The sequence below is a fragment of the Paenibacillus sp. J31P13 genome (assembly GCF_056269295.1).
Map to the genome: position 1 here is coordinate 1 of NZ_JBWDNR010000017.1, position 24,317 is coordinate 24,317.

The following is a 24,317-nucleotide window of genomic DNA, read 5'->3' on the forward strand; positions in this document are numbered from 1 at the left end:
ACACGACCGTTAAGCCCTCCAGCGCCAATGGTACTTAGACCGCAGGGTCTTGGGAGAGTAGGACGTCGCCAAGCACGAGAGACCTATCGCATGTGATGCGATAGGTTTTTTTGTTGTTTCTTTGCTTTATACGGTATGATACTTACATATCAATACTTATGAAAATAAGGAGATGTGTAATTCATGAATAAGAAAATTGAAATTAAGCAAATAGGTATTGAGCAATATGAGGAAAATATGAGTTTATCGCAATTTGCCTTTCAATATCAACGTTCCAAGGAGGAGCTTGAGGAAGGAAGAAAACCTTTCGAGACTTTGCCTGCTGCACGCTGGGCGGTCTATGTTGATGATCAATACGCTGCCCAAGCTACCATAATTGAATTTGAAACCTATATTGGCGGAGAACGATTTGCTATGGGCGGTATAGCCGGGGTAGCAACATGGCCGGAATATAGACGTCAGGGGCTAGTCGCCAAGCTGCTTGTTCATTCGTTGAAGGAAATGAAAGCAAAAGGTCAATCGATTTCCTATCTCCATCCCTTTGCATTCGGATTTTATCGTAAATATGGTTGGGAAACCTATACAGAGCATAAGCAATATACAATTAAATCAGAGCTATTGCCAGCGCGGGTTCCCAATGAGGGTCGTATTGAAAGACATAGCGGCAGCTATGAACTTCTACATAAAATGTATGATGCCTATGCAGCAGGATTCAATGGCACATTAGTAAGAACAGCATATTGGTGGAATTATAGTATAAGCAAAAAGAAACCGGGACAAATTTCGATTTATTATGACCAGAGCGGCGAACCAATGGGATATATCATCTATGAAGTGAAAAATTACCAGTTTATTGTTCATGAAATGATTTATTTAAATGAGGAATCAAGAACCGCTCTATGGTCCTTTATATCGCAGCATGATTCCATGATTAACGAAGTGAAAATTACAGTTCCCTCCAACGACATATTGCCTTACTTATTGCCAAACCCGAGAATTGTGCAAGAAACAGTGCCTTATTTCATGGCGAGGATTGTGGATGTTGAAGCTTTTATAGAAAAATATTCATTTAATAATGCTTTGGTAGAAGAGAAACTCTATATAGATCTGACTGATGAACATGCTCCCTGGAATCATGGCCATTATTTACTGCATATAGAGCCTTCCGGGAAAGCTAGCATACGTCGTTTAGATGCAAAAGAGAAAGAAGAAAGTTTTATTAAATTAGATATTGGAACATTAACTACGCTGCTCCTCGGGTACCTCCGTCCACTGTCATTAGCGCAAATGGGACGTGTTGACGGTGAATTGGAAAGTATTAAACGCTTACATTCTCGTATTCCCGAACGAACTACGTATTTGCCTGACTTTTTCTAAGGATTTAGGGCATTCTCCTCCCATAAAGATGGGCGTTAAGTGGATGAAACAAAGGGGTTACCCAGCCTTGACAGCCTATACCCCCTCTGCTAATATTGCTAATAATATATGTGAGACGTACTTAAATATAGGAGGAATGTACTCGTGTGGGAAACAAAATTCGCCAAAGAAGGGCTGACGTTTGATGACGTCCTGCTTATTCCGCGCAAATCAGAAGTGCTACCAAGAGAAGTTGACATCTCGATTCGTTTAAGCGAGAACATTAAGCTAAATATTCCGCTCATTAGCGCAGGCATGGACACTGTAACAGAAGCCGCTTTAGCGATTGCAATTGCGCGTGAGGGTGGTATCGGCATTATCCATAAGAATATGTCGATCGCACAGCAAGCGGAAGAAGTAGACCGCGTAAAACGTTCGGAGAGCGGTGTTATTACTAATCCGTTTTCACTTACACCTGAGCATCATGTATATGATGCAGAGGAATTGATGGGCAAATACCGAATTTCAGGTGTACCAATTGTTGATAACGATAAGAAGCTTGTCGGTATCCTAACAAACCGCGATTTGCGTTTCGTACATGATTACTCCATCAAAATAAATGAAGTTATGACGCGTGACAATCTTGTCACTGCACCTGTAGGTACGACACTTCAGGAAGCTGAAGTTCTTTTGCAGAAGCACAAAATTGAAAAACTGCCGTTAATCGATGAAATGAACACTCTCAAAGGTCTTATTACAATTAAAGACATCGAGAAGGCGATTCAATTCCCGAACGCAGCCAAAGATACACAAGGCAGATTGCTCTGCGGAGCTGCGGTTGGTATTTCCAAAGATACGATGGATCGTGCAGCAGCACTGGTTCAATCGGGTATTGATGTACTCGTTGTGGATTCTGCTCATGGCCATCATATTAATATTCTAGATGCGGTTCGTAAGATCCGTGCTACGTATCCAGACTTAACGATTATTGCAGGAAACGTTGCAACTGGCGACGCTACTCGCGCTTTGATCGAGGCTGGCGCATCCGTAGTCAAGGTTGGTATTGGCCCTGGCTCGATTTGTACTACACGTATTATTGCAGGTATCGGTGTTCCACAAATTACTGCAATATTTGATTGTGCATCGGTAGCTCGTGAATATAACATTCCGGTTATTGCTGACGGTGGTATTAAATACTCCGGAGATATTACGAAAGCAATCGCGTCAGGCGCTAGCGCGATTATGATCGGAAGCTTATTCGCTGGAACTGCTGAAAGCCCAGGAGAGACTGAAATTTTCCAAGGTAGAAGCTTTAAAGTATACCGCGGTATGGGTTCACTTGGCGCAATGAAGGAAGGCAGTAAGGATCGCTACTTCCAAGAGAATGAGAATAAACTTGTTCCAGAAGGTATCGAAGGACGTGTACCTTATAAAGGACCTCTTGCAGATACTGTTCATCAATTACTTGGCGGATTACGTTCGGGTATGGGCTATTGCGGCACATCTTCACTAGAAGAGCTCAAAAACGATACGCAATTTGTTCGGATTACAGGTTCTGGTCTTCGTGAAAGCCATCCGCATGATGTGCAAATTACGAAGGAAGCACCTAACTACTCACTATAATAGCAAGCTTATAGGCTTGAAATTGAAACCAGATAGGAAAGGCGAGAGTATCGCTTTTCTTTATCTGGTTTTTTTGATTCTTTTTAATGGAAGAGCAATGAAAATGGGATCTACTTTAATGAAGGAATACTCATTCTTCTGGGAGCTAAATGAGGTTTAATTGTTAAGGGTCAATATGTTACAATTAACAACAGACTAATGTAGTAGGAAAAGGGGAGACGACGTTGAAGTTAATGGTAAGACCGGGAAGGTTTAAGGTACTAATCGCAGCAAGTATGGCGGTATGGCTGTTAGTGATGACGTTTGGTTCTACCGGAGTATCAGCTATGGGATACGATGGCAGACCTAGCACAGAGAATGATCTAGGATTACAAGTTAAAGCAGCTATTTTAATTGATGCAGAATCCGGTCAAGTATTATATGAGGTAAATTCGGATACACCGCTCCCTGCGGCAAGCATGACTAAATTAATGACGGAATATATCGTACTTGAGGAAATTACGAGCGGACGTCTATCATGGGATGAGGTTGTTGTAACGAGTGAAGAAGCAGCAAACACACCAGCAGACGGTTCATCCGTGTTTCTAGCTCAGGGCGATCAACATACGGTATTGGAATTATATAAAGCAATGGCTGTAGGCTCAGCTAATGACGCAACTATTGCACTTGCTTCAAAGATTTCAGGAAGTGAGCAAAATTTTGTAACAAAAATGAACGAGGTTGCAGATCAGTTAGGTTTGAAAACAGCTATTTTTACTAGTGCTACGGGTCTATCCGAAACGACAGTCATTTCTGCTGGAGAAATGGCCAAGCTTGCACAAATTATTTTGGCAGAGCATCCGGAGTTCCTTGAATACTCCAAGCTTCAAGATTATAAATTCCGTGAACGTGATAAAGCATCTATCGTGAACATTAACTGGATGCTAGGTACGAATGTGAATAAAACAGGTCTTAAACACTTAGCATACGAAGGCGTTGACGGTATGAAAACAGGTTTCATCAACTCTGCCGGCTACAACTTCACGGGAACAGTAAAACGTGGCGAGCAGCGCTTTATCAGCGTTGTCATGGATACAGCTACAAAATCAGCGCGTTTCAACGAAACAGCTAAGATGTATGACTACGGTTTTAGTACGTTTGAGAAAAAGACGGTTCTTGCACCTAAATCTGTAGTAGAAACGATCCCAACGGTTAAGATTAAGAAAGGCAAAGAAAAGAAAGTTTCAGTTGTTACGGACAAGGACATTACATTCATGGTCAAAAAGGGTGTAGATCCGAAGATCGAGCTTGTTGACAGCCAAGTGAAGGCAGAGTCAGAGCTTGTAGCTCCAATAGCAGCGGGTACAGTTGTTGGAACAGTTACGTACAAGTATACTGATGCCGATACAAAGCAAGAGCTTAAGAGTACAGTAAACCTTATTACTACTGAAGATGCCCATAAAGCAGGCTGGTTCCGCCTCATGTTCCGGGCAATCGGCGATTTTTTTGCAGGATTATTTAACGGAATCGTCAATTTGTTCTAATCCGAGTAGAAAACAAGGAAATAAAGCAAATCAAGGGTTGTCGATTATACAGGCTTCCTGTAAAATCAATGGATAGAAGAACTGCGGTAATAGACATATTAAGGGATGAAAAATAGGAGGGTTTACAGGATGGAAACAGGTACATCACGCGTAAAACGCGGCATGGCAGAAATGCAAAAAGGCGGCGTCATCATGGACGTTATGAACGCCGAGCAAGCTAAGGTTGCAGAAGCAGCAGGGGCAACAGCAGTTATGGCGCTTGAGCGCGTCCCTTCCGATATTCGCGCAGCAGGCGGAGTAGCTCGTATGGCTGATCCTACAATTGTAGAAGAAGTTATGAAAGTTGTTTCAATTCCTGTAATGGCGAAAGCTCGTATTGGTCATTATGTAGAAGCGAAAGTTTTAGAATCAATGGGCGTTGACTATATTGATGAGAGCGAAGTTCTCACTCCGGCTGATGAAGTTTTCCACATCAGCAAAAATGAATTCACTATTCCTTTCGTATGCGGCGCTAAAGATCTTGGCGAAGCATTGCGTCGTATTCAAGAAGGCGCAGCAATGCTCCGTACAAAAGGTGAACCAGGAACAGGCAACATCGTTGAAGCCGTTCGTCACCTTCGCTTGATTCACGGACAAATTCGCAAAGTACAAGGCTTGTCGAAGGACGAGCTGTACCATGAAGCGAAACTACTCGGTGTACCTTATGATTTGCTTCTTAACGTACATGAAACAGGCAAGCTTCCAGTTGTTAACTTCGCAGCAGGCGGTGTAGCAACTCCGTCCGATGCTGCGCTTATGATGCATCTTGGTGCTGACGGCGTATTCGTTGGATCTGGTATCTTCAAATCGGATAGCCCAGAGAAATTTGCACGTGCAATCGTTGAAGCTACTACTCATTACCAAGATTACAAGCTTATTGCTGAAGTATCGAAAAACTTGGGAGCACCGATGAAAGGTATCGAAATCTCCAAGTTGGACGCTTCACAACGTATGCAGGATCGCGGAATCTAATAGAAGTAATAAGAGGGTGCCGGCTCAGCGCGTCAAGCGCCGCCGGCTCTTGCTTGTAAAGGAAGGCGTGCAGAGCGATGAAAATAGGCGTACTAGCGCTGCAAGGCGCTGTAGCAGAGCATATACGAAGCCTAGAAGCAGCAGGCGCAGAAGCTGTCGCTGTGAAACGAGTTGAGCAGCTCGAAGAGCTGCAAGGACTTGTAATACCGGGTGGAGAAAGCACGACAATTGGCAAGCTGATGCGCAAATACGGTTTTATGGAAGCTATTGCTGATTTCTCAGCTCAGGGCAAACCGTTGTTTGGCACTTGTGCAGGTCTGATTGTTCTTGCGGATGAGATAGAAGGACAAGAAGATGCGCATTTACGACTCATGGATATGACGGTGGCGAGAAATGCTTTTGGCCGTCAACAAGAAAGTTTTGAAACCGATCTGGATGTAAAAGGTATCGATGAGCCGGTTCGAGCTGTATTCATTCGCGCACCGTTAATAAAACGAGTTGGATCTAACGTAGACGTATTGTCCACGTATAAAGACGAGATTGTTACAGCAAGAGAAGGCCACTTGCTAGCCGTATCCTATCATCCAGAGCTAACGGATGATTTTAGGCTTCATGCTTATTTTGTTGATATGGTGAAAGAAGCTGCTGCGGGTAAGGCTTAAGAAATAGCGTAATAAATCTATAAGTGTAAATAATAAACAATAAAACTACTCCCTTCAGAGAGGGGCTCATGATTGTGCTGGATGTTAAATTATTAAGAAATGAATTTGAAAAGGTCGAGCAAGCGCTTCTTAACCGAGGTGCCTCGCTCGATCTTGTTGCTGATTTTCCGGTATTGGATGCAAGACGCCGTGACCTTATTCAAGAGACAGAGATGCTTAAAGCGCGCCGGAATACAGTTTCGCAAGATGTAGCGAAGTTGAAAAGAACGGGTGGAGATGCTGATTCCCTCATTATTGAGATGAGAGAAGTTGGCGATCGGATTAAAGAGCTGGATGATGAGCTGCGTGAGCTAGAGGTTCAAGTAGTTGAGCTTACTCAAGCTATACCGAATATTCCTAGCGAAACGGTACCAGTCGGTAAGACAGAGGAAGAGAATGTCGAGCTTCGCAGAAATGGCGAGGTTCCAACCTTCCAGTTCGAGGCTAAGCCGCATTGGGAACTCGCTCAATCGCTTGGCATCTTGGACTTTGAGCGTGCAGCGAAGGTAACGGGTTCGCGTTTTACATTCTATCGTGGTCTTGGTGCGCGTCTTGAACGTGCGCTAATTAGCTTTATGATGGATTTGCATAGCGATAAGCATGGTTACGAGGAGATACTGCCTCCATATATCGTAAACCGCGACAGCTTGATCGGCACGGGTCAGCTTCCTAAGTTTGAGGAGGATCTGTTTAAAATTTCAGATTCTGACTACTATCTCATTCCAACGGCAGAGGTTCCAGTAACCAATTTCCATCGGGAAGAGATTTTAACGGCTGAGGATCTGCCTAAATATTTCGTAGCTTACAGCTCATGCTTCCGTTCTGAGGCGGGTTCTGCTGGACGTGATACACGCGGTTTGATTCGCCAGCATCAATTCAACAAGGTTGAGCTGATTAAGCTCACGAAGCCTGAGGACTCTTATGAAGAGCTGGAGAAGATGACAGCTAATGCGGAGAAAGTGCTTCAGCTATTAGGTCTTCCATACCGCGTTCTTGCACTCTGTACGGGTGATATGGGCTTTACAGCGGCTAAGACGTATGATCTTGAGGTTTGGCTGCCTAGTGCAGACACATATCGTGAAATATCATCATGTTCAAACGTAGAGGATTTTCAAGCTCGGCGTGCAGGTATTCGTTTCCGTAGAGATACGAAGAGCAAGCCTGAGTTTGTGCATACATTAAACGGCTCTGGTCTAGCGATCGGACGCACATTTGCTGCTATCATCGAGAATTATCAGCAAGCAGATGGTTCAGTTACGATACCTGAAGTTTTAAGACCATATATGGGCGGAATTAGCACGATTCCAGCTCGTTAAATTTTTTTTAACCACAGGCTAAAAAACAGTTGCATTTATATTTTAGCCTGTGGTACAATATCTCTTGTGACAATCACATGATGTGGAGAGGTACCGAAGCGGTCATAACGGGGCAGTCTTGAAAACTGTTAGAGCGCAAGCTCACGTGGGTTCGAGTCCCACTCTCTCCTCCATAACTTACTTATAACGAACAAGCCTGGACGCCTAGCGTCTGGGCTTTTTTTGTATGAGTTGTATCGTATAAAAAAGTGCCCCTTTTCGCATGTTAAACGATGTGGAGGTGCTTCTAATAATGGGTAAACAAGATGAACTGCAAATTGATCAAGGAAGCTTAGTCAATGGTTGGCAGCAAACATTACAGGATATACTTGGCAGCTCAGACCATTGTCAGGTACTGCCTGATGAGGCGGATGCGAAATCAATGGTTGTAACGATTGAAACAGCTGGCCATCAAGCGTATTCTTTTGATTTCAAAATCACATACGTCGACAGCCGTGAGGTAAAGGTTCAGCTTATGGATGTGGAAAGAGACAAAGTATCCATTGATGAACGAGGAGACGTCGTTCAGCAGCTTATTCAAGATTATACAAGGCATTTGCATGAATGCGCACAAGCGCTTCAACAATTGACGCATGCGTAGAGGAGATGCTCGATTATGGCGAAAGCAAAAGGCAATATAGATAAAAACTTATCAAATGTGGTTGAAGCACTTGATGTCGAGCCCGTTAATGCGCATCAAGCGCAGCAGCTGCAGCAGGACAAAAATGATCGTCGCAATCAAGATGCAATGAATCATGATCAACCAGTTGATTTGGAGCATCAACAAACGTAATCCAAAATATTGAACTGAAATGAAAATGGATTGCTCTTGTTAAGAATCTATAATGCATGGGATAAAAGGAGGGTTTATTTTGAGCAAACCAGACAGCATTCCTGTACCGGATAGCAATCAGCAAAATAACAAGCAAAGAAGTAGAAATAACGGCGGACAGCAGGAGCCTTTATCCGGTTCCAAGAAAACGAAGCAGCGAAATCATGTGGACCACCATAACCCACAAGGTTAATGCAACATAGTCAAAAGTCCTAAAACAATATAGATCTAAATTCCCGCTTTCAGCATGCTGATGCGGGAATTTTTGGTTATAACTTCAAAAAACCTAATATTTAGTATAGAATGGAGGTGTTTATACAAGATAGGGGAGGAAATGAATACATGAAAAAGGTACAGAAAATAGCGGTTCTTTGTTTAGCCGTTATTTTGGTTATTATTGCAGGCTGCAGCTCAGCTAAACCACCAAGAGAAGCGCTTCAATCGGCTATGACGAAGTTGGCAAAGGCAGACTCCTATGCAATGAAAATGTCGATTGGCTTGAATGAGTTAGATATACCACAAGAAATCACGGAATCCGATGCAGCTGGTGCAGCAGCAATGATTGGCATGCTTAAAGATGCCACCATTACGATCGATGCTACATATCAGAAAAATCCTATGCGTACGGATATGAATATGCAAATCGTATTGCCGGGTGATATGGAAATGAAGCTGACGATACCGATGATTATGTCTGAAGAAACATTATATGTAAAGGTTCCAGCAATTCCGATGCTGCCGCTTCCTGATAGCCTAACAGGAAAATATATTAAAATAGATCTGAAAGAGCTTGCTGAACAAGAAGGCACTCCAACAATTGATATGGAGGCTCAGCAGAAGCTTGGTCAGGATATAGCTCAAGTATTGCTTAAAAACTTTGATGAGAAAACGTATTTCAGCGAACCGAAAGCAGCCGACGCAGGCTTACCAGCTGATTTAAAGGCTGATCAGGTTGTTCTTTTCGAAATTAATGAAAGCAACTATGCAAAAACAGTGGAGACCGTCATTAATAAAGTACTTCCTGAACTAATTGATCTACTTCTTAAAAACGAAGATGCACTAAAAGCATTGCAGTTGGAAAAGGCTGATGTAGAAAAAATGAAAACTGAGCTAGAAACAAACAAGGCAGAACTGACGAGTGTTCTTCAAAATGATATTAAAGTAAACACAATGAAGCTTACAGGAGCCATTAAAGATGGTTACCCCGTCTATCAAGATGGAAAAATAAATATTGAAGCAACAGATAAAGATAGCGGTCAAAAGATGAAGATCGGGATGAACATGAATGCAAGCTATTCCGATTTTAACAAGGCGGTAGAATTCCCTGAGCTTCCTGCTGATTCAATTACGCTAACTGAGCTCATGCAGCAGTTCCAATTGCCGGTTGGACTGTAAAACGATCGATTATTAAAAAAACAGCCTCTGAGTTTCAGAGGCTGTTTCTGTTTTTTCTAGTTGTAAGAGCTCTTTTACTTCAAGAAACGAATAGTTAATGCATAACGATAGCTGTTACCTTCAGAAGCTCGAATAGAAGCAATGATCGTTAGGATCAGCCAGAATACAAATAGAGCAATCGAAGTTACAATTCCGATAAGTATGAAGACAAGCAAGCCCGATATGATCCCGTAAATCGCGATGCTAATTTGAAAGTTAAGCGATTCTTTGCCGTGCATATCAACAAAGCTTGATTGATCCTTCTTCAACAACCAAATGACGAGCGGACCTAGAATGCTGCCGAATGGAATAATAAAACCGCTGAAGGCAAGCAAGTGACACAGCATAGCATAAGTCTTTTCCTCTTTATGCAAAGAAAAATGTTGGTTCATTTAAAATTCCCCCTTAAAGAAAGCAGAATAAACAAACATATAGTTATACGTTTGTTTATTCCAAAGCTATGCATAAATACATCAACCAATTCCAAACATTGCAATTATTATTTCTTCTGTATATTTTTTAACCTTGATGGCTGAATATGCTCTTGGTATAAGCGTTTATCCGTTTATTAATTTCTGTACGTATGTATTCTCGGGTGAAGGTCAATTGTCTCTCGAAGCCTCTACAGCTGTAGCTGATGCTTCCGTTGCTTCCTTCGTTCAAAATAATACTCTGGTGAATCAGCTGTCTTCTTGCCTTCGTAATATCAGCCTCTATCCGGGCGCTAATGACGTTTGCTGCTTTAACGAAAATGGGTCGCAATGATCTCGCATTCTTATCTAGTTGCTGCCGGTTATTCTCTATTACGACAAGAGTGAGCGGAAGAAAGATACAATCATATATGAGATGCATTTCTTCTTCCGTGGGAGAGTAAGTATTCCATTCATTTGCTTCGATTAGGTTCATAGCCATCCGAAAATCACCTCACCTCATTATAGGGAACATACGTTCCTAGGTCAATCCTTCTTCATTCATATTTCTGACTTGAAACTATTGTCCTAATACAGAAGAAAGAGCAGCCGAGTGATTAGCTGGGCTGCTCTTGCGATAGTGTTATATTTAACGAAGCTGTGATGCGGAAAATTGTTCAATTTGCTTCTTTAACCAATTCAGTTCGGTTGTAAGAAGGAGGATACGATGCTGAATGGAAAAATCAATGCCGATTCCATGACCGTGTTTTGGCATGTTTTCATATACAGTGAGCATGGACTGTACTTTTTTCAGCCGTTCATTCAAACATTCCACAATCTCTGTGTCAGTAAGATGATCCATGAACATAATACCGATATCTCCTGAAGGCGTTACATCCTCCACATGAGATAGAGCTGTTTTCAGCAATTCAAGAAACTTTGCTTCTCCACTCTTATTTATTGAATATACCTGCTTGAGAGGTCGGTTACCGTCCTGCTCGACAGAAACGTCTACATAACCAGATTGATTAAGCCTCTTTAACAGGGTATAGGCTGTTGATTTCTTCATATCTGAAACTCGTCCTAAATTACGTTCAATAAATTCATTGATCTGATAGCCGTGTTGACTTTGGACCTTTAACAGGCCTAGAACCAGAAGCTCGCGTTCGTCCATAGGGATGGTTCCCCCTCTCTTCATACCTCATTATAATCAATTTTTAACCTTTACGTAAATATGAGCACTTCCAATCATGGATATTGAAGCATAGGTGTCAAATTATATAAGCGTCTAAAAGAATGGAGGAGCCAGACTGCTATGACAAGGTATTTGCTGTAAGAGCAGAGAATATATTGGCTATCATAACATTTTATTAGGGGAGAGATTTTTTTGAAATACCTATTGCCTGTGCTGATTTTGCTAATGAGCATTGTCTACATTTTCTTCATCCCGTCTGATCCGCATGCGATTAAGCTTCTGTTCAAATTAATACCGATGGGACTCATAATCTTATATGGTTATCTGCAAATGCCTAGAGAACGTAAGCGCTATCATATATTGATGGTGATAGGGTTGGTTTTCTGCATGATGGGCGATGGGTTGCTGGGCTGGTTTGTTATTGGACTAACTGCTTTTCTTATTGGACATTTATTTTATATGACGAGTTTTTTTGGCAGATGGCACTTCTCAAAAATAAGATTTGCTATGATTATACCGATTGCTCTCTATGGCGTGTTTATGGGTCAAAAGCTGGTTCAAGCGCTAATTGAAGATGGAAAGGATTCATTAATTGGCCCCGTACTTCTCTATCTTGTTGTAATCTCCTTAATGTTATGGTCAGCCATAATGACCGGCCATAAATGGGCGATTATCGGAAGTATTTTATTTACGATCTCTGATTCTATTTTATCTTGGAACATGTTTATCTCCGATATTGCTAATTCAGGTGTGTTAATTATGACAACCTATTACACCGCACAGTTTCTGATCGCTTACAGCATTCGAACAATAGGAATTGATCGTAATCGTACAGGGGCTATACGACCGGGAAACTCATTTGGTCGTTGATTGGCAACAAGTTAAAAAGAGGCCTGCTAATTAGCAGGTCTCTTTTTATTGTTTGAGTGTTGAACTTTTAGGGGGACTGTTTTATACTAATACATAGATTAACGATGTATAGATTTTCGATGTATAAGAATAGGCTTTGCATGGAGGGAATTCGTATGAAAATTAATAAGGAACTTATGAAGGGCAGCACGGTTATTTTAATATTGACGCTATTAGGACGAAAGGAAATGTACGGGTATGAAATGACCAAAGAGATTGAACGCAGCTCAAGCGGTGTGTTTACCTTTAAAGAAGGCACATTGTATCCCATTCTACATACGTTAGAGGCGCAGCATTTTATTGAATCGTATTGGAATGAAGAGGGAGGTCGCAAGCGAAAATATTACCGGATTACCGAGGATGGCAGACGACAGCTTAAGGAGAAGCAGCAGGAATGGTCGCTATTTCGTACTACGGTAGATCAGGTATTAGGCGGTGCCATTCATGAGCGATAAGCTTAAGCGTAAAGAGCTGGTCACTCAATATTTGACTCAGGTATGCATGCATGTGAAAGCAAAGGATGTCCATAATGAGATAAAGATGGAGATGGAATGCCATTTAGATGAATTGATTGAGGAGAAGCTGTCATGCGGTTTATCAGAGGCGGAAGCAGTAAGCGAGTCATTGGGACAGATGGGTAATCCCGATGAAGTAGGGAAGCAGCTCAACGCTGCGCATAAGCCAAAGGTGGAATGGAGCCTAATTGCTCTAGTCATGGCTATGGTAGGAGTCGGTCTAGTTGCCATGTATGCGATGCAGTTTGCTCTGAGCGAGCGTTACTCGAATCTGCTCTATGTGAAGGCTGTCTATGTTGGTATTGGTGCTGTAGCTTTGATTGTTATTTATTTCTTAGATTATCGGAAAATAAAAGCTTACTCCTGGTATCTATACGGCGGTACAGTTTTGCTCATGTTGATTTCCCATACTTATGGCTTCACTGTGAACGGTACAACAGAATGGATAATAGTTGGACCGTTGTCGCTAGATGTGATGTCTTTTTCACCTTACTTATTTATGCTAGCTTTTGCAGGCTTTTTAACAACGAAGCATAAACAGGAGCAGAATCGAGCAATCCGGTTCGTCCATGGACTTAAAATGGCCTTTGTATATATTTTGGTTCCAGGTGTACTGTATCTGACAGGTCATTCATTTTTAAACCTAGTGGTTTATAGTTTGGGTTTAATCTTCATGTTTTTATTTGTAGCAAGAAGATTAAAGCTGGTCGTTGGTGTGATTACGTCTATGGTCTCTATGGGCGTTATCTATTTTTACTATACTCCGGAATATCAATATCTATTAGTAGGTCGGTTCACCGGTTATTTGAAACCAGATAGTGATCCACAAGGGAGCGGATACATGATCCTTCGCTCGCTTGAGGCGATTCGTTCAGGCGGTATGTGGGGGCAAGGCTTTGGTGTTAAGGCTGAGAAGCTGCCTTACATTCAAACTGATATGATTTTCACGTACTTGGTGTATAGCCTTGGATGGGTGTTCGGATTAGGGTTAGTAGCGCTTTTCTTACTGTTAGTTAGCCGACTGATTGATATGACAGGCAAGCTTAAGGACCATTATGCTAAAGCGGCTGTTATTGGTTTGTCATCAATTATTGGCATACAGTTTGTATGGAGCATCCTTATGTCTATTGGAATTCTTCCGATGACCAGCATCGCATTGCCCTTTATTTCATTTGGCGGATCGCATACGGTCATTGAGTTGGCTGTAGTTGGGTTGATATTAAATGTGTACAAGCGGAAGCAGATGAATGGTGGCAACTCAGGCGGAGTGAAGGTATAAGAGCATCACGTATGGTTAGACATAAATGGCTAAATAGAAAGATTAAGAAAAAATTCATTCAAAAGAAGCGGCATCGTCCTTAGGACGGTGCCGCTTCTTTTGAATGATAATGTCTATGTAAGACGGAGAAAAAATAAAAACCCTTCAGAAAAGGGTTTTAAGAACTTTTTTGTGGCGCGCCCGAGAGGTCTCGAACCTCCTACCTACGGTTTAGGAAACCATCGCTCTATCCGGATGAGCTACGGACGCGCAGCAAAAGTAATTATAGCATGTGTGCTTTTGAGGATGCAAGACGAACATCAATAGCAGGGAGATCTAGCATTTTATGTCGAAAAATAAGTGCGTGAATGGTCCAAATAGGAGGATTTAACATATGTTAGGGCGAATGGCTCTATAGACAATAAGCTTGATTGGCAAGAGGAGTGAAGTTGCGTGCATGATGAACCACATACTTTGAGCTCTTTTAAAACAGACTTATCACCTGAGCAAATACTCAAAGTGATATTTGAATATACGGCTAAAATTGCAAATGAGAAAAAGCTTGAATCGGTACTTATTTTGATGGCTAATATGGGTCGAGAGATGATTATGGCAGATCGTTGTACGGTGTGGCTGATCGATGCTGAACGCAAGGAGTTATTTACGGCAGTAGCCCATGGAGTGGGTGAAATACGGATTCCCTATGGAAGCGGATTGGTCGGTCATGCAATTGTTTCTGGAGAGCCTATTCTTATTGATGATGCTTATGAGGATTCTAGGCATAATCCTGAGACCGATAAGATGACAGGTTATCGCACCAAGGCAATAATGACGATTCCTTTTCGAAATAATCAAGGTGAAATTATTGGTGCCTATCAGGCTATAAATAAAATGACTGAAGCACAGACCTTCTCTGCTAAGGATATGGAATATCTCACGCTTGCTGCCTCTTATTCGGGAAAATCCCTTGAATCGATTATGCTATTAGAAGAAATTATGGATACGCAAAAGGAAATTATTTTCGCAATGGGGGAAATTGGGGAGAGTCGATCGAAGGAAACCGGTAACCATGTTAGGCGAGTGGCGCAGTACTCATATATTTTAGCTCTAGGACTTGGAATGAGTGAAGCTGAGGCAGACAGGCTTCGAAGTGCGTCTCCAATGCATGATATCGGGAAGGTGGCTATACCGGATGCTATTTTGCAAAAGCCGGGCAAGCTGACTAATGATGAATTCGATTGGATGAAAAAACATGCGGAAATCGGTTATCAATTATTGCGAAGCTCAAAGAGACAGCTTTTGCAGGCAGCAGCTATTGTTGCTTTACAGCATCATGAGAAGTGGGATGGGACTGGTTACCCAAAGGGATTAAAAGGGGAAGAAATTCATATCTATGGTCGGATAACGGCGATCGCAGATGTGTTTGATGCATTAGGAAGCGAAAGAGTATATAAACCGTCTTGGAAGCTGGAACGGATTCTGTCTTTCATGCAAGAGGAACGGGGAAAACATTTTGACCCGCGGGTGGTTGATGTTTTCTTAGAACTGTTGCCCCAGCTTCTTGAAATTAGAGATCGAGATGTAGATTTTTAATGAAAATAGATAAATTAACTAAAGACCTATCGGGATAATGCCCTTTAGGTCTTTTTCTTTGTTGTTATGCTTGTACTTTCCTTTTGGTGCTAGGTAAATACCGTGTTCAAAATTTGATTTGGTCATAGACTGATCTAGCTATTGTAAATAGTTGTCAAAAAAATAGTGATAGCTCAAAAAAATGATGAGAGCGAGGTAGGTTCATGAACAGGAGGGATCGATCCCTAAGATTGAATGCTGCGATCAAAAATTTGCAAACAGCGAAAAGACTCATTTATCGAAAGCAACTGGAAGAAGCAAAGAATCAGATACATGATGCCGTTTCTTCATGTGGAAGTTTTGTAAATAATAGCGTAAAAAGTAAGCGTAAAAGCAATTAATGAAGGGAGTGACTTTGTGTGGCAACGACTCGGAGACGATGCTTAAAGAAAATAAACTCAGCTATTGTAGAGCTGCGTAAAGCAAAAAGACTTACTAGAAAAAACAAAATAACAAGTGCTAAAAAGGATGTTAGAGATTCAATAGGCAATCTAAATAAAGCATTACATTGTCTGAGGGGGCAAAAACCATCGCCTAAGCCGAAGCCAAATTCTAAGCCAAACCCTAATAAAAGGTGCAGAAGAGGACCGGTAGGACCGAGAGGCCCAAGGGGACCCAGAGGCTTTAAAGGATCTAGGGGTTCTAGAGGATATAGAGGCTATACAGGTGCGGCAGGAGCAAATGGCTTAACAGGAGCAACTGGTGCAACAGGTCCACGTGGAGCAACAGGCGTAGGTATGACTACAATAGTACCTTTTAATCCACTTTTGGCACCAACGTATCAAGTAGGCCAGGTCGTTTCTTATAACGGCAGTACCTATACAGTCAATAGGGCTGCGCCAATAGGAACACCGGGTATATCGCCTGACTATACGTTATTGGCAGCAGCTGGTGCAACAGGAGCGACAGGAGCAGCTGGTGTAACAGGAGCGACAGGTATAGGGCTAGGTGGAGCAGTTGTATTTAATCCAACGGCAGCACTAAGCTATCCAGTAGGTCAAGTCGTAACGTATGACGGCAGCACGTATATCGTACGGACGGCGCCGCCGACAGGAACACCGGATTTATCACCTGATTATTTGATGCTAGCAGCAAGCGGGGCGACGGGAGCGACAGGTGCCACAGGTGCTGGTGCAACAGGAGCGACAGGAGCAACTGGTGCAACAGGAGCGACAGGTGTAGGACTAGGCGGAGCAGTTGTATTTAATCCAGCGGCAGCACCGGGTTACCCAATAGGTCAAGTCGTAACGTATAACGGCAGCACGTATATTGTACGGACGGCGCCGCCAACAGGAACACCGGATACGTCACTAGATTATCTGCTGCTAGCGGGAAGTGGAGCAACGGGGGCGACAGGAGCAATTGGTGCAACAGGCGCAACTGGAGCAACAGGAGCAACAGGAGCAGCGGGCGCAACAGGAGCAACAGGAGCGACAGGTGTAGGACTAGGCGGAGCAGTTGTATTTAATCCAGCGGCAGCACCGGGTTACCCAGTAGGTCAAGTCGTAACGTATAACGGCAGCACGTATATCGTACGGACGGCGCCGCCAACAGGAACACCGGATACGTCACTAGATTATCTGCTGCTAGCGGGAAGTGGAGCAACGGGGGCGACAGGAGCAACAGGAGCAGGCGAAACGGGAGCGACCGGGGCAGCAGGAGCGACGGGAGCCACAGGCGAAACAGGAGCAACTGGGTCAGTAGGGGCGACAGGAGCAACAGGAGTAGGCGAAACGGGAGCCAAAGGCGAAACAGGAGCAACTGGGTCAGTAGGGGCGACAGGAGCAACAGGAGCAGGCGAAACGGGAGCGACCGGGGCAGCAGGAACGACGGGAGCGACAGGCGAAACGGGAGCAACTGGCTCAGTAGGAGCGACAGGAGCAGGCGAAACGGGAGCGACCGGGGCAGCAGGAGCGACGGGAGCCAAAGGCGAAACAGGAGCAACTGGGTCAGTAGGGGCGACAGGAGCAACTGGTGCAGGAGAAACTGGAGCGACCGGGGCAGCAGGAGCGACGGGAGCCACAGGAGAAACGGGAGCAACTGGCTCAGTAGGAGCAACAGGGGCGGGTGAAACTGGAGCGACCGGGGCAGCAGGAGCGACGGGAGCCACAGGCGAAGCGGGAGCAACTGGCTCAGTAGGAGCGACAGGAGCGACAGGAGCAGGAGAAACTGGAGCGACCGGGGCAGCAGGAGCGACGGGAGCCACAGGCGAAGCGGGAGCAACTGGGTCAGTAGGGGCGACAGGAGCAACAGGAGCAGGCGAAACGGGAGCGACTGGCTCAGCAGGAGCGACGGGAGCCACAGGCGAAGCGGGAGCAACTGGCTCAGTAGGGGCGACAGGAGCAACAGGAGCAGGAGCCACGGGAGCAACAGGCGAAACGGGAGCAACTGGGTCAGTAGGGGCGACGGGAGCAACAGGAGCAACAGGAGCAACAGGAGCGGGTGAAACTGGAGCGACCGGGGCAGCAGGAGCGACAGGAGCCACAGGCGAAACGGGAGCAACTGGATCAGTAGGAGCGACAGGAGCAACAGGAGCAGGAGAAACAGGAGCAACTGGGGTAGCAGGAGCGACGGGAGCGACAGGCGAAACGGGAGCAACTGGCTCAGTAGGAGCGACAGGAGCAACAGGAGCAGGAGAAACAGGAGCAACTGGGGTAGCAGGAGCGACGGGAGCCACAGGCGAAACGGGAGCAACTGGCTCAGTAGGAGCGACAGGAGCAACAGGAGCGGGTGAAACGGGAGCGACCGGGGCAGCAGGTGCGACAGGAGCCACAGGAGAAACAGGAGCAACTGGATCGACAGGTTTAACAGGAGCAACAGGCGCGACAGGAGCAGCGGGTGCAACAGGAGCCACTGGAACAACAGGAGCGACAGGAGCAACCGGGGCCACTGGAGCAACCGGGGCGACAGGCGCAACAGGAGTCACTGGAATAACAGGAACAACAGGAGCAACAGGTACCGGTGTAACGTCTGACTCTGGTTTTGCAGCCAATACGACAGGCGCAATTATTGCAGTCGTACTTGGAGGTTCCAACGTACCGCTTCCAAGCGCACAAAACTTAAGTGCTAATATTACTGTTAACGGAGGTAATGATACCTTTACTGTTGTTAACCCAGGAAGGTACTTCATAAGCTATCAAATTAATACGACAGCGGCTTTGCTTCTAAGCACTCGACTCGTTATTAATACTGCGCCGAATACAGCCTCAACGATTGAACCAGTTCTAAGCCTCTCCAACTTTAATAATGATATTATTGTTAATTTGACTGCCAATAGTACCATTACACTACAAATGTTCGGGTTATTAGGAGCTGCAACTTTGTTACCTGGTTCCGCAGGTGCCGCGTTGACGATTATTCGTTTAAGTTAATGAAGGATGAAGTAACAGGACAATAGTACGAGAATATGATGAATCAATCTAATCAACTCGCGGGGTGAGATTTCGTTGAATACCATCAGCTTGTGCTTAATTGTCAAAAACGAAGAAAAAACACTCGGACGGTGTCTTTCATCAGTGAAGGACATCGTCGATGAAATTATTATTGTGGATACAGGCTCCACGGATTTAACGAAGCAGGTTGCGAGTGAGTTCACTGAAAAAGTTGAGCACTTTACGTGGATTGATGACTTTGCCGCGGCTCGCAACTTCGCCTTTTCCTTGGCAACCGGGTCCTATATCATGTGGCTCGATGCGGACGATGTATTAAAGGAGTCAGACCAGTTGAAGCTGTTGGCGCTCAAGCAGAACCTAGATCCATCTGTTGATTCGGTTTCAATGGACTATCATTTAGCATTCGATGAATTTGGAAATGTCACATCAAAATTGAAACGTAATCGAATAGTGAAGCGGGAGCGGAATTTTAAATGGATCGGTCCGGTTCACGAGTATCTCGAGGTATACGGAAATATTTTGCATAGCGACATCGCTGTTACTCACAGCAGCATTCATCATGACAGTGATCGCAACTTAAACATTTATGAGCAGAGACTTGCTAAAGGCGAGGTGTTTTCTCCACGTGATTTGTTTTATTATGCCAATGAACTCAAAGATCACAGCAAATTTGAAGCCGCGATCCGTTATTACGATCAGTTTCTAACTACAGGCAAAGGATGGGTTGAAGATAATATTTCATCCTGCGGAAGATTGGCTGATTGTTATGCGGAATTAAATGAAACGCAGAATATGGTGAATGCCATCTTCCGTTCCTTTCAATATGATAAGCCGCGTGCAGAGTTCTGCTGCAGATTAGGCTTCTATTTCATGCAGCGTGATGAATTTAAACTTGCGATATATTGGTATAAATTTGCACTCACTACGGAGAAACCAGAGCAAAATATGGGCTTAGAAAATTTGGCTTGCTCTACATGGCTACCTCATCTGCAGCTTTGTGTCTGTTATGATCGCATCGGAGAATATGAAACCGCATTTGCCCATAATGAATTAGCGGGACAATTCAGACCCACAGACGAGCGGATTATTGGGAATCAAGCCTATTTAAAAAATCGTCTTGGAAAAAAAGATGATAAAGAGTTTATTCAAGCATGAGCTTAAGATGTCATAATCGATAGCATATAAAAAAATACGGCGATCCTTTCCCAATCATCTAAAGGGAAGAGATCGCCGATTTATATAAAGCAGGCTACCGTAGAAAAGTATCTTAAACTACATACTTACTGCGATATAGATTTTTTGCCTGACAGTGCAATTGACTTCTCTACAAGCACCGACATCGCATCAACGCAATATTTTGAAACAGTATCACGGATAGGGATGCAAGAGAGCTCGGTGCACGCGATGATCACACAATTGCAGTTGTCATCCACTAGAAGCTGGTTGATAATCCCTTCGAATTCACCTGATTCAACAGGCAGGTTGCGTTTGACTTTATTATAAATAATATCCATAACGTGCTCTTGAATGGCTTCATTTGGCTCATGCAGCTGCATATTGTATTTTTCACAACCGCTTCGATAGACACCGCTGCTTACGGTACCATTCGTCGCCAAAATTCCGATTTTGCAGTTCTCACCGTGGATATTGTAAATTTCCTTTAGTGTTTCGTCGACCATATTAATGATATTAATGCTGGTCATTTGTTGCATGGCATCATAGAAGTAATGTGAAGTATTACACGGTATTGCGATATTTTCCACACCAGCTGCCTCTAGAAGCAGCAAGTCCTTAGCAACGGCATGAAGAAAAACTTCACCCTGATTAGCAAGGATAACGCTTGTGCGATCCGGTAACGTAGCGTGGTTCAGAATAATCATATCGATATGCTCCTGATCACGATCTGCTACAGTATGTTCAATAACTTTATCGAAAAAAACGGAGGTCGCTTTCGGACCCATTCCGCCGATGACGCCTAAGCTTTTATTATTCATGATTCAACCTACTTTTTGCTGTATTGTTTTTGGATATGATTATTTATTCATCGACAATCATAACGCTTGAATATTGCCGCTAATCGTACCTATGAACAACCGTATCCATCATTAGAATAATGATGGATACTCGGACAAAGTCTAATCGACTTTTGCAGTTCTATATTTTTCACTAAGCGAGTGACCTAATGCGTTTGAAGGTTATTTCTATTTCTTTTGATTTCCCGTACAATTTCTGCCTCATTGAAAGGTGTTTCTACTTTGCCGATAATTTGTGTGGTTTCATGACCTTTGCCGGCAATTAGAATAACATCGTCTTTCCGACTGATATCAATTGCAAAAGCAATGGCATCTCTACGGTCAACGACTGCCTCATATTTTCCGCCGGCGCTTTCCATAGCTTCAACGATTTCTCTAATAATGAGCGTATTATCCTGCTCCTTCGGGTTGTCTGAGGTGATGACAGAGAAATCAGCGAACGAAGCAGCAACGTTGGCCATTGCTTTACGCTTCTGTTGACCAGATTCACCATCAGCCGCATATACGCCAAAAACAAGTATGATTCTTCCCTTGGTATAGGGTCTGATGGTTGCGAGCGCCTTCTCTAAGCTGTCCTCTGTGTGTGCAAAATCTATAATAACTTTGCTGTCCTCATCTTGATAGACAACCTCGAGTCTGCCTTTGATTCCATCTACAGCTGCTATACCATCGGCAATTTGCTGCAGGCTAAACTGGTTGCAATAAGCGGCAGCAATTGCTGCCAAGCTGTTATATACATATATCGTCCCAGGTAAATTGACTTTAATGGCGATACTGCCTTTAGGCGTATGAACCGTGTAGGTCGAATAGTCGGCAAAATAACGAATATCTGACGGATAGATATCCGCCTCCTGTTTGATTCCGTATGTAAGCAGCTTTGCTTCTCGGCTTTGCAGTCTCTCTATAAGGATTTGACCATATGGATCATCGGTATTGATAATGTTAAAATCCGTAGTCATCTCGAATAATTTCGCTTTCGCTTCAAAATATTCCGTCATCGTATTATGAAGTTCCAGATGATCGGGCGTCAGGTTAGTGAAAATACCTGTATTGAAGCTGGAATGAGCTACTCGATTTAAATTTAAAGCATGAGACGAGACTTCCATCACACAGTGCTTAGTGTGAGAATCCATCATGTCTGAAAATATATGCTGTAGATTAAGCGACTCTGGTGTCGTGTTTTTATTTTTAATCAACTTGTCGCCTATGACGGTTCCGATCGTACCAATAATGCCGATAGAGGTGTCGGTTTGTTCGAAAATCGATTTTAAAAAATAAGTAGTAGAGGTCTTGCCATTTGTACCCGTAATGCCGATTAAATTTAATTGCTCGGTAGGGCGTCCATAAAAATTAGCTGCAACTCGTGCCAGTGCTTCTCGTGTATCGGCAACCTTAAGCACAGTTACATCAGCTTGGATCACAACATCCTTCTCTACAATAATGGTGGTTGCGCCCAGTGAAATGGCCTTTTCAATGAATTGATGCCCATCCACTGAAAATCCGGAAATGGCGACGAAAACGCCGTCCTTTACTACTTCTCTGGAGTCATAGGCAATGGCGGTTGCTTCAATATGTAAATCACCTTTCACGAGCACGTATTGAAGGTCTTTGACTACGGCGGTTAACAACATACGATCAACTCCATTCTATTGACTATCCTGATTCTGCTTGCTTTACTTTCTAAAAAACTTCTTAGCGATTTTACCGCTGATTATGCCGGCATAGCTGAAGGCAGGTTTAGGGTCTTTCCAATCCCAAATGGCATAGGCTTTGGGCTTAAATAACGAGACAAAAACTTGCTTAAAACTAAGCTGTCCGGTCTTGATATAGTCGCGTATTGCAAGCATATCCTCATAGCCGTACCAGAACACTCGATTCGTATTTTCTTTGACGGCTTTCGGAGGTACAATGTTGCCAGTTAGCTCTTGATACGTAATCCAAGGCATGTTCACGCCAACCTTATACAATAAATTATTGAGGTTCGTGATCCGGCAATTCACCTCGATCAAATAAAACTTACCGGTTTCAGAATCCTTCTTAAACTCGATTTCCGCAAAGCCTTTCCATTTCATTTTCTCTAGAAATGGCGCTCCGATATCAAAAAGCTCCTGGACATATCTCTGGCCAGTATAGACCGATGCACCGAAATTAATAGGATATTGACGGAATTTCTGACAAGTAACCCAATGTGTAACTTTGGAGTCTTGGTTTAAATAAGCATCAAAGGTATACATATGATCATCGAATCCCGGAATAATACGTTGTACGATAACTTCAAGATTAGCTTCACGCGACTGAGCTAATGCCTTCTCAAGCTCGACGCGGTTATTTACCTTAAACAGCTTCCTTCTGAATTTGGCCACGAATGAAGGCGAGTCCGTAGGCTTCACGATACAAGGATATTTGATTATTTCGTCAATCTTGTCGAAAAAGTTCTCTTCATCAACGCGAACCGTTTCTGGAACCGCAACCCCGTTTACCTCAGACAATCGGTGTAAAACTTCTTTATTCATCATGTTCGAATAGATACCTTGCACATCTTGCGGTATCAAATAATACTCCCTTAGCTCAGTCAAATACTGATCAATAACTTCTAAATAAGAATCATGACAAGGGAAAAGAACAGGTGGCGCGCTTTGCTTTCTTGCATATTCCTTCAAAAAACGAATAAATGCTTCCGTATCATCTTTATAGTGAGGAGCGAGAACACGCTCGGATGTATATTTTGAATCAGCGCCATAGTTATCCTTGTCTGAATAGTCAACAGCAACGGTATGAACACCGTTAATGCCCAAACAACGGATCGTACTTAAGCCAATATAATAATTACAACCTAAAATAACTGCCTTGTTGTTCACTAAAGCACATCCCGCTTTCCCAATTTGAGTTCTATTTTTATCGTGAATACTAGTGATGTTTTAAATAATTTTACTTCATACTTTCCTATAATACAAATGGATTTATCCTCATAATAGTGGAAATCAGAGAGCTTTTGTGTCCCTTCTAGCAGCTTTTTGCTTGTTCGTTTTTATTGCAAATTACTTTTAAAATCGACATAAACTTCGAGATGCAGCACACATGAGAACTAGGAGATTTGTCATAATTACATTTTTTGATGCAAAAAAGAATGAAAAAGCT

General features: G+C 43.3%; 22 protein-coding genes and 2 tRNA genes. 17 read left to right on the plus strand and 7 right to left on the minus strand.

Annotated elements, in window-relative coordinates:
• The first annotated feature begins 183 nt into the window (after nt 1–183).
• The 11 genes from AC0YOD_RS27675 (at nt 184) to AC0YOD_RS27725 (ending at nt 9,796) form a co-directional block, all read left to right on the plus strand.
• Entirely contained in the window at nt 184–1,377 is a 1,194-nt protein-coding gene (locus AC0YOD_RS27675) for a GNAT family N-acetyltransferase (protein WP_475802573.1), read from the plus strand.
• Between the two features lie 144 nt (nt 1,378–1,521).
• On the plus strand, nt 1,522–2,979 hold the full coding sequence (gene guaB / locus AC0YOD_RS27680) for an IMP dehydrogenase (protein ID WP_475802574.1): 1,458 nt from the start codon (nt 1,522–1,524) through the stop codon (nt 2,977–2,979).
• Between the two features lie 233 nt (nt 2,980–3,212).
• Nucleotides 3,213–4,502, plus strand: coding sequence for a D-alanyl-D-alanine carboxypeptidase family protein (locus AC0YOD_RS27685; protein WP_475802632.1), 1,290 nt, complete (start codon nt 3,213–3,215; stop codon nt 4,500–4,502).
• 129 nt (nt 4,503–4,631) lie between these two features.
• On the plus strand, nt 4,632–5,513 hold the full coding sequence (gene pdxS, locus AC0YOD_RS27690; RefSeq protein WP_475802575.1) for a pyridoxal 5'-phosphate synthase lyase subunit PdxS: 882 nt from the start codon (nt 4,632–4,634) through the stop codon (nt 5,511–5,513).
• Between the two features lie 77 nt (nt 5,514–5,590).
• A complete protein-coding gene (gene pdxT, locus AC0YOD_RS27695; RefSeq protein WP_475802576.1) occupies nt 5,591–6,175 on the plus strand; it encodes a pyridoxal 5'-phosphate synthase glutaminase subunit PdxT in 585 nt (194 codons plus the stop codon).
• Nucleotides 6,176–6,249: 74 nt separating this feature from the next.
• Nucleotides 6,250–7,530, plus strand: coding sequence for a serine--tRNA ligase (gene serS / locus AC0YOD_RS27700; protein ID WP_475802577.1), 1,281 nt, complete (start codon nt 6,250–6,252; stop codon nt 7,528–7,530).
• An 84-nt stretch (nt 7,531–7,614) separates the two neighbouring features.
• Nucleotides 7,615–7,703 (plus strand) — tRNA-Ser (locus AC0YOD_RS27705).
• Nucleotides 7,704–7,822: 119 nt separating this feature from the next.
• On the plus strand, nt 7,823–8,170 hold the full coding sequence (locus AC0YOD_RS27710; protein ID WP_475802578.1) for a hypothetical protein: 348 nt from the start codon (nt 7,823–7,825) through the stop codon (nt 8,168–8,170).
• A 15-nt stretch (nt 8,171–8,185) separates the two neighbouring features.
• Entirely contained in the window at nt 8,186–8,362 is a 177-nt protein-coding gene (locus tag AC0YOD_RS27715) for a hypothetical protein (RefSeq protein WP_475802579.1), read from the plus strand.
• Between the two features lie 79 nt (nt 8,363–8,441).
• Nucleotides 8,442–8,594 carry a small acid-soluble spore protein P gene (locus AC0YOD_RS27720; protein ID WP_475802580.1) on the plus strand — a complete coding sequence of 51 codons (153 nt, stop codon included), beginning with the start codon at nt 8,442–8,444 and terminating at the stop codon, nt 8,592–8,594.
• Between the two features lie 149 nt (nt 8,595–8,743).
• On the plus strand, nt 8,744–9,796 hold the full coding sequence (locus tag AC0YOD_RS27725; RefSeq protein ID WP_475802581.1) for a hypothetical protein: 1,053 nt from the start codon (nt 8,744–8,746) through the stop codon (nt 9,794–9,796).
• Nucleotides 9,797–9,870: 74 nt separating this feature from the next.
• On the opposite strand, the gene AC0YOD_RS27730 is transcribed toward AC0YOD_RS27725, so the two are convergent.
• The 3 genes from AC0YOD_RS27730 to AC0YOD_RS27740 all read right to left on the minus strand — a co-directional run bounded on the left by AC0YOD_RS27730 (nt 9,871) and on the right by AC0YOD_RS27740 (nt 11,419).
• The gene (locus AC0YOD_RS27730) at nt 9,871–10,227 is read right to left on the minus strand and encodes a DUF4870 domain-containing protein (RefSeq protein WP_475802582.1); all 357 of its coding nucleotides are present in this window, start codon (nt 10,225–10,227) and stop codon (nt 9,871–9,873) included.
• A 127-nt stretch (nt 10,228–10,354) separates the two neighbouring features.
• Nucleotides 10,355–10,747, minus strand: a complete 393-nt coding sequence (locus tag AC0YOD_RS27735; protein ID WP_475802583.1) for a YhjD family protein — start codon at nt 10,745–10,747, stop codon at nt 10,355–10,357.
• Nucleotides 10,748–10,894: 147 nt separating this feature from the next.
• Entirely contained in the window at nt 10,895–11,419 is a 525-nt protein-coding gene (locus AC0YOD_RS27740) for a PadR family transcriptional regulator (RefSeq protein WP_475802584.1), read from the minus strand.
• Between the two features lie 246 nt (nt 11,420–11,665).
• Here AC0YOD_RS27740 and AC0YOD_RS27745 point away from each other — a divergent pair, with 246 nt between their 5' ends.
• From AC0YOD_RS27745 to AC0YOD_RS27755, 3 genes are all read left to right on the plus strand, one after another.
• The gene (locus tag AC0YOD_RS27745) at nt 11,666–12,310 is read left to right on the plus strand and encodes a lysoplasmalogenase (protein ID WP_475802633.1); all 645 of its coding nucleotides are present in this window, start codon (nt 11,666–11,668) and stop codon (nt 12,308–12,310) included.
• Between the two features lie 155 nt (nt 12,311–12,465).
• Nucleotides 12,466–12,804, plus strand: coding sequence for a PadR family transcriptional regulator (locus tag AC0YOD_RS27750; protein WP_475802585.1), 339 nt, complete (start codon nt 12,466–12,468; stop codon nt 12,802–12,804).
• On the plus strand, nt 12,794–14,143 hold the full coding sequence (locus AC0YOD_RS27755) for an FtsW/RodA/SpoVE family cell cycle protein (RefSeq protein WP_475802586.1): 1,350 nt from the start codon (nt 12,794–12,796) through the stop codon (nt 14,141–14,143). Before AC0YOD_RS27750 ends, AC0YOD_RS27755 begins: the two co-directional genes overlap by 11 nt.
• Nucleotides 14,144–14,315: 172 nt before the next feature.
• On the opposite strand, the gene AC0YOD_RS27760 is transcribed toward AC0YOD_RS27755, so the two are convergent.
• Nucleotides 14,316–14,392: transfer RNA gene (locus tag AC0YOD_RS27760), tRNA-Arg, on the minus strand.
• A gap of 204 nt (nt 14,393–14,596) precedes the next feature.
• On the opposite strand from AC0YOD_RS27760, the gene AC0YOD_RS27765 reads away from it, so the two are divergent.
• From AC0YOD_RS27765 to AC0YOD_RS27775, 3 genes are all read left to right on the plus strand, one after another.
• Nucleotides 14,597–15,715 (plus strand): HD-GYP domain-containing protein, encoded by a 1,119-nt coding sequence (locus AC0YOD_RS27765; RefSeq protein WP_475802587.1) that lies wholly within the window; start codon nt 14,597–14,599, stop codon nt 15,713–15,715.
• A gap of 398 nt (nt 15,716–16,113) precedes the next feature.
• On the plus strand, nt 16,114–19,125 hold the full coding sequence (locus tag AC0YOD_RS27770; protein ID WP_475802588.1) for a BclA C-terminal domain-containing protein: 3,012 nt from the start codon (nt 16,114–16,116) through the stop codon (nt 19,123–19,125).
• A 75-nt stretch (nt 19,126–19,200) separates the two neighbouring features.
• Nucleotides 19,201–20,301 carry a tetratricopeptide repeat-containing glycosyltransferase family 2 protein gene (locus tag AC0YOD_RS27775; protein ID WP_475802589.1) on the plus strand — a complete coding sequence of 367 codons (1,101 nt, stop codon included), beginning with the start codon at nt 19,201–19,203 and terminating at the stop codon, nt 20,299–20,301.
• A gap of 125 nt (nt 20,302–20,426) precedes the next feature.
• Here AC0YOD_RS27775 and AC0YOD_RS27780 read toward each other — a convergent pair whose 3' ends face one another.
• From AC0YOD_RS27780 to AC0YOD_RS27790, 3 genes are all read right to left on the minus strand, one after another.
• Nucleotides 20,427–21,140 carry an aspartate/glutamate racemase family protein gene (locus AC0YOD_RS27780; protein WP_475802590.1) on the minus strand — a complete coding sequence of 238 codons (714 nt, stop codon included), beginning with the start codon at nt 21,138–21,140 and terminating at the stop codon, nt 20,427–20,429.
• A gap of 185 nt (nt 21,141–21,325) precedes the next feature.
• Complete coding sequence (locus AC0YOD_RS27785; RefSeq protein WP_475802591.1) at nt 21,326–22,810, minus strand: UDP-N-acetylmuramoyl-L-alanyl-D-glutamate--2,6-diaminopimelate ligase; 1,485 nt, start codon at nt 22,808–22,810, stop codon at nt 21,326–21,328.
• A 42-nt stretch (nt 22,811–22,852) separates the two neighbouring features.
• On the minus strand, nt 22,853–24,037 hold the full coding sequence (locus AC0YOD_RS27790; protein WP_475802592.1) for a carboxylate--amine ligase: 1,185 nt from the start codon (nt 24,035–24,037) through the stop codon (nt 22,853–22,855).
• Nucleotides 24,038–24,317: the final 280 nt, after the last annotated feature.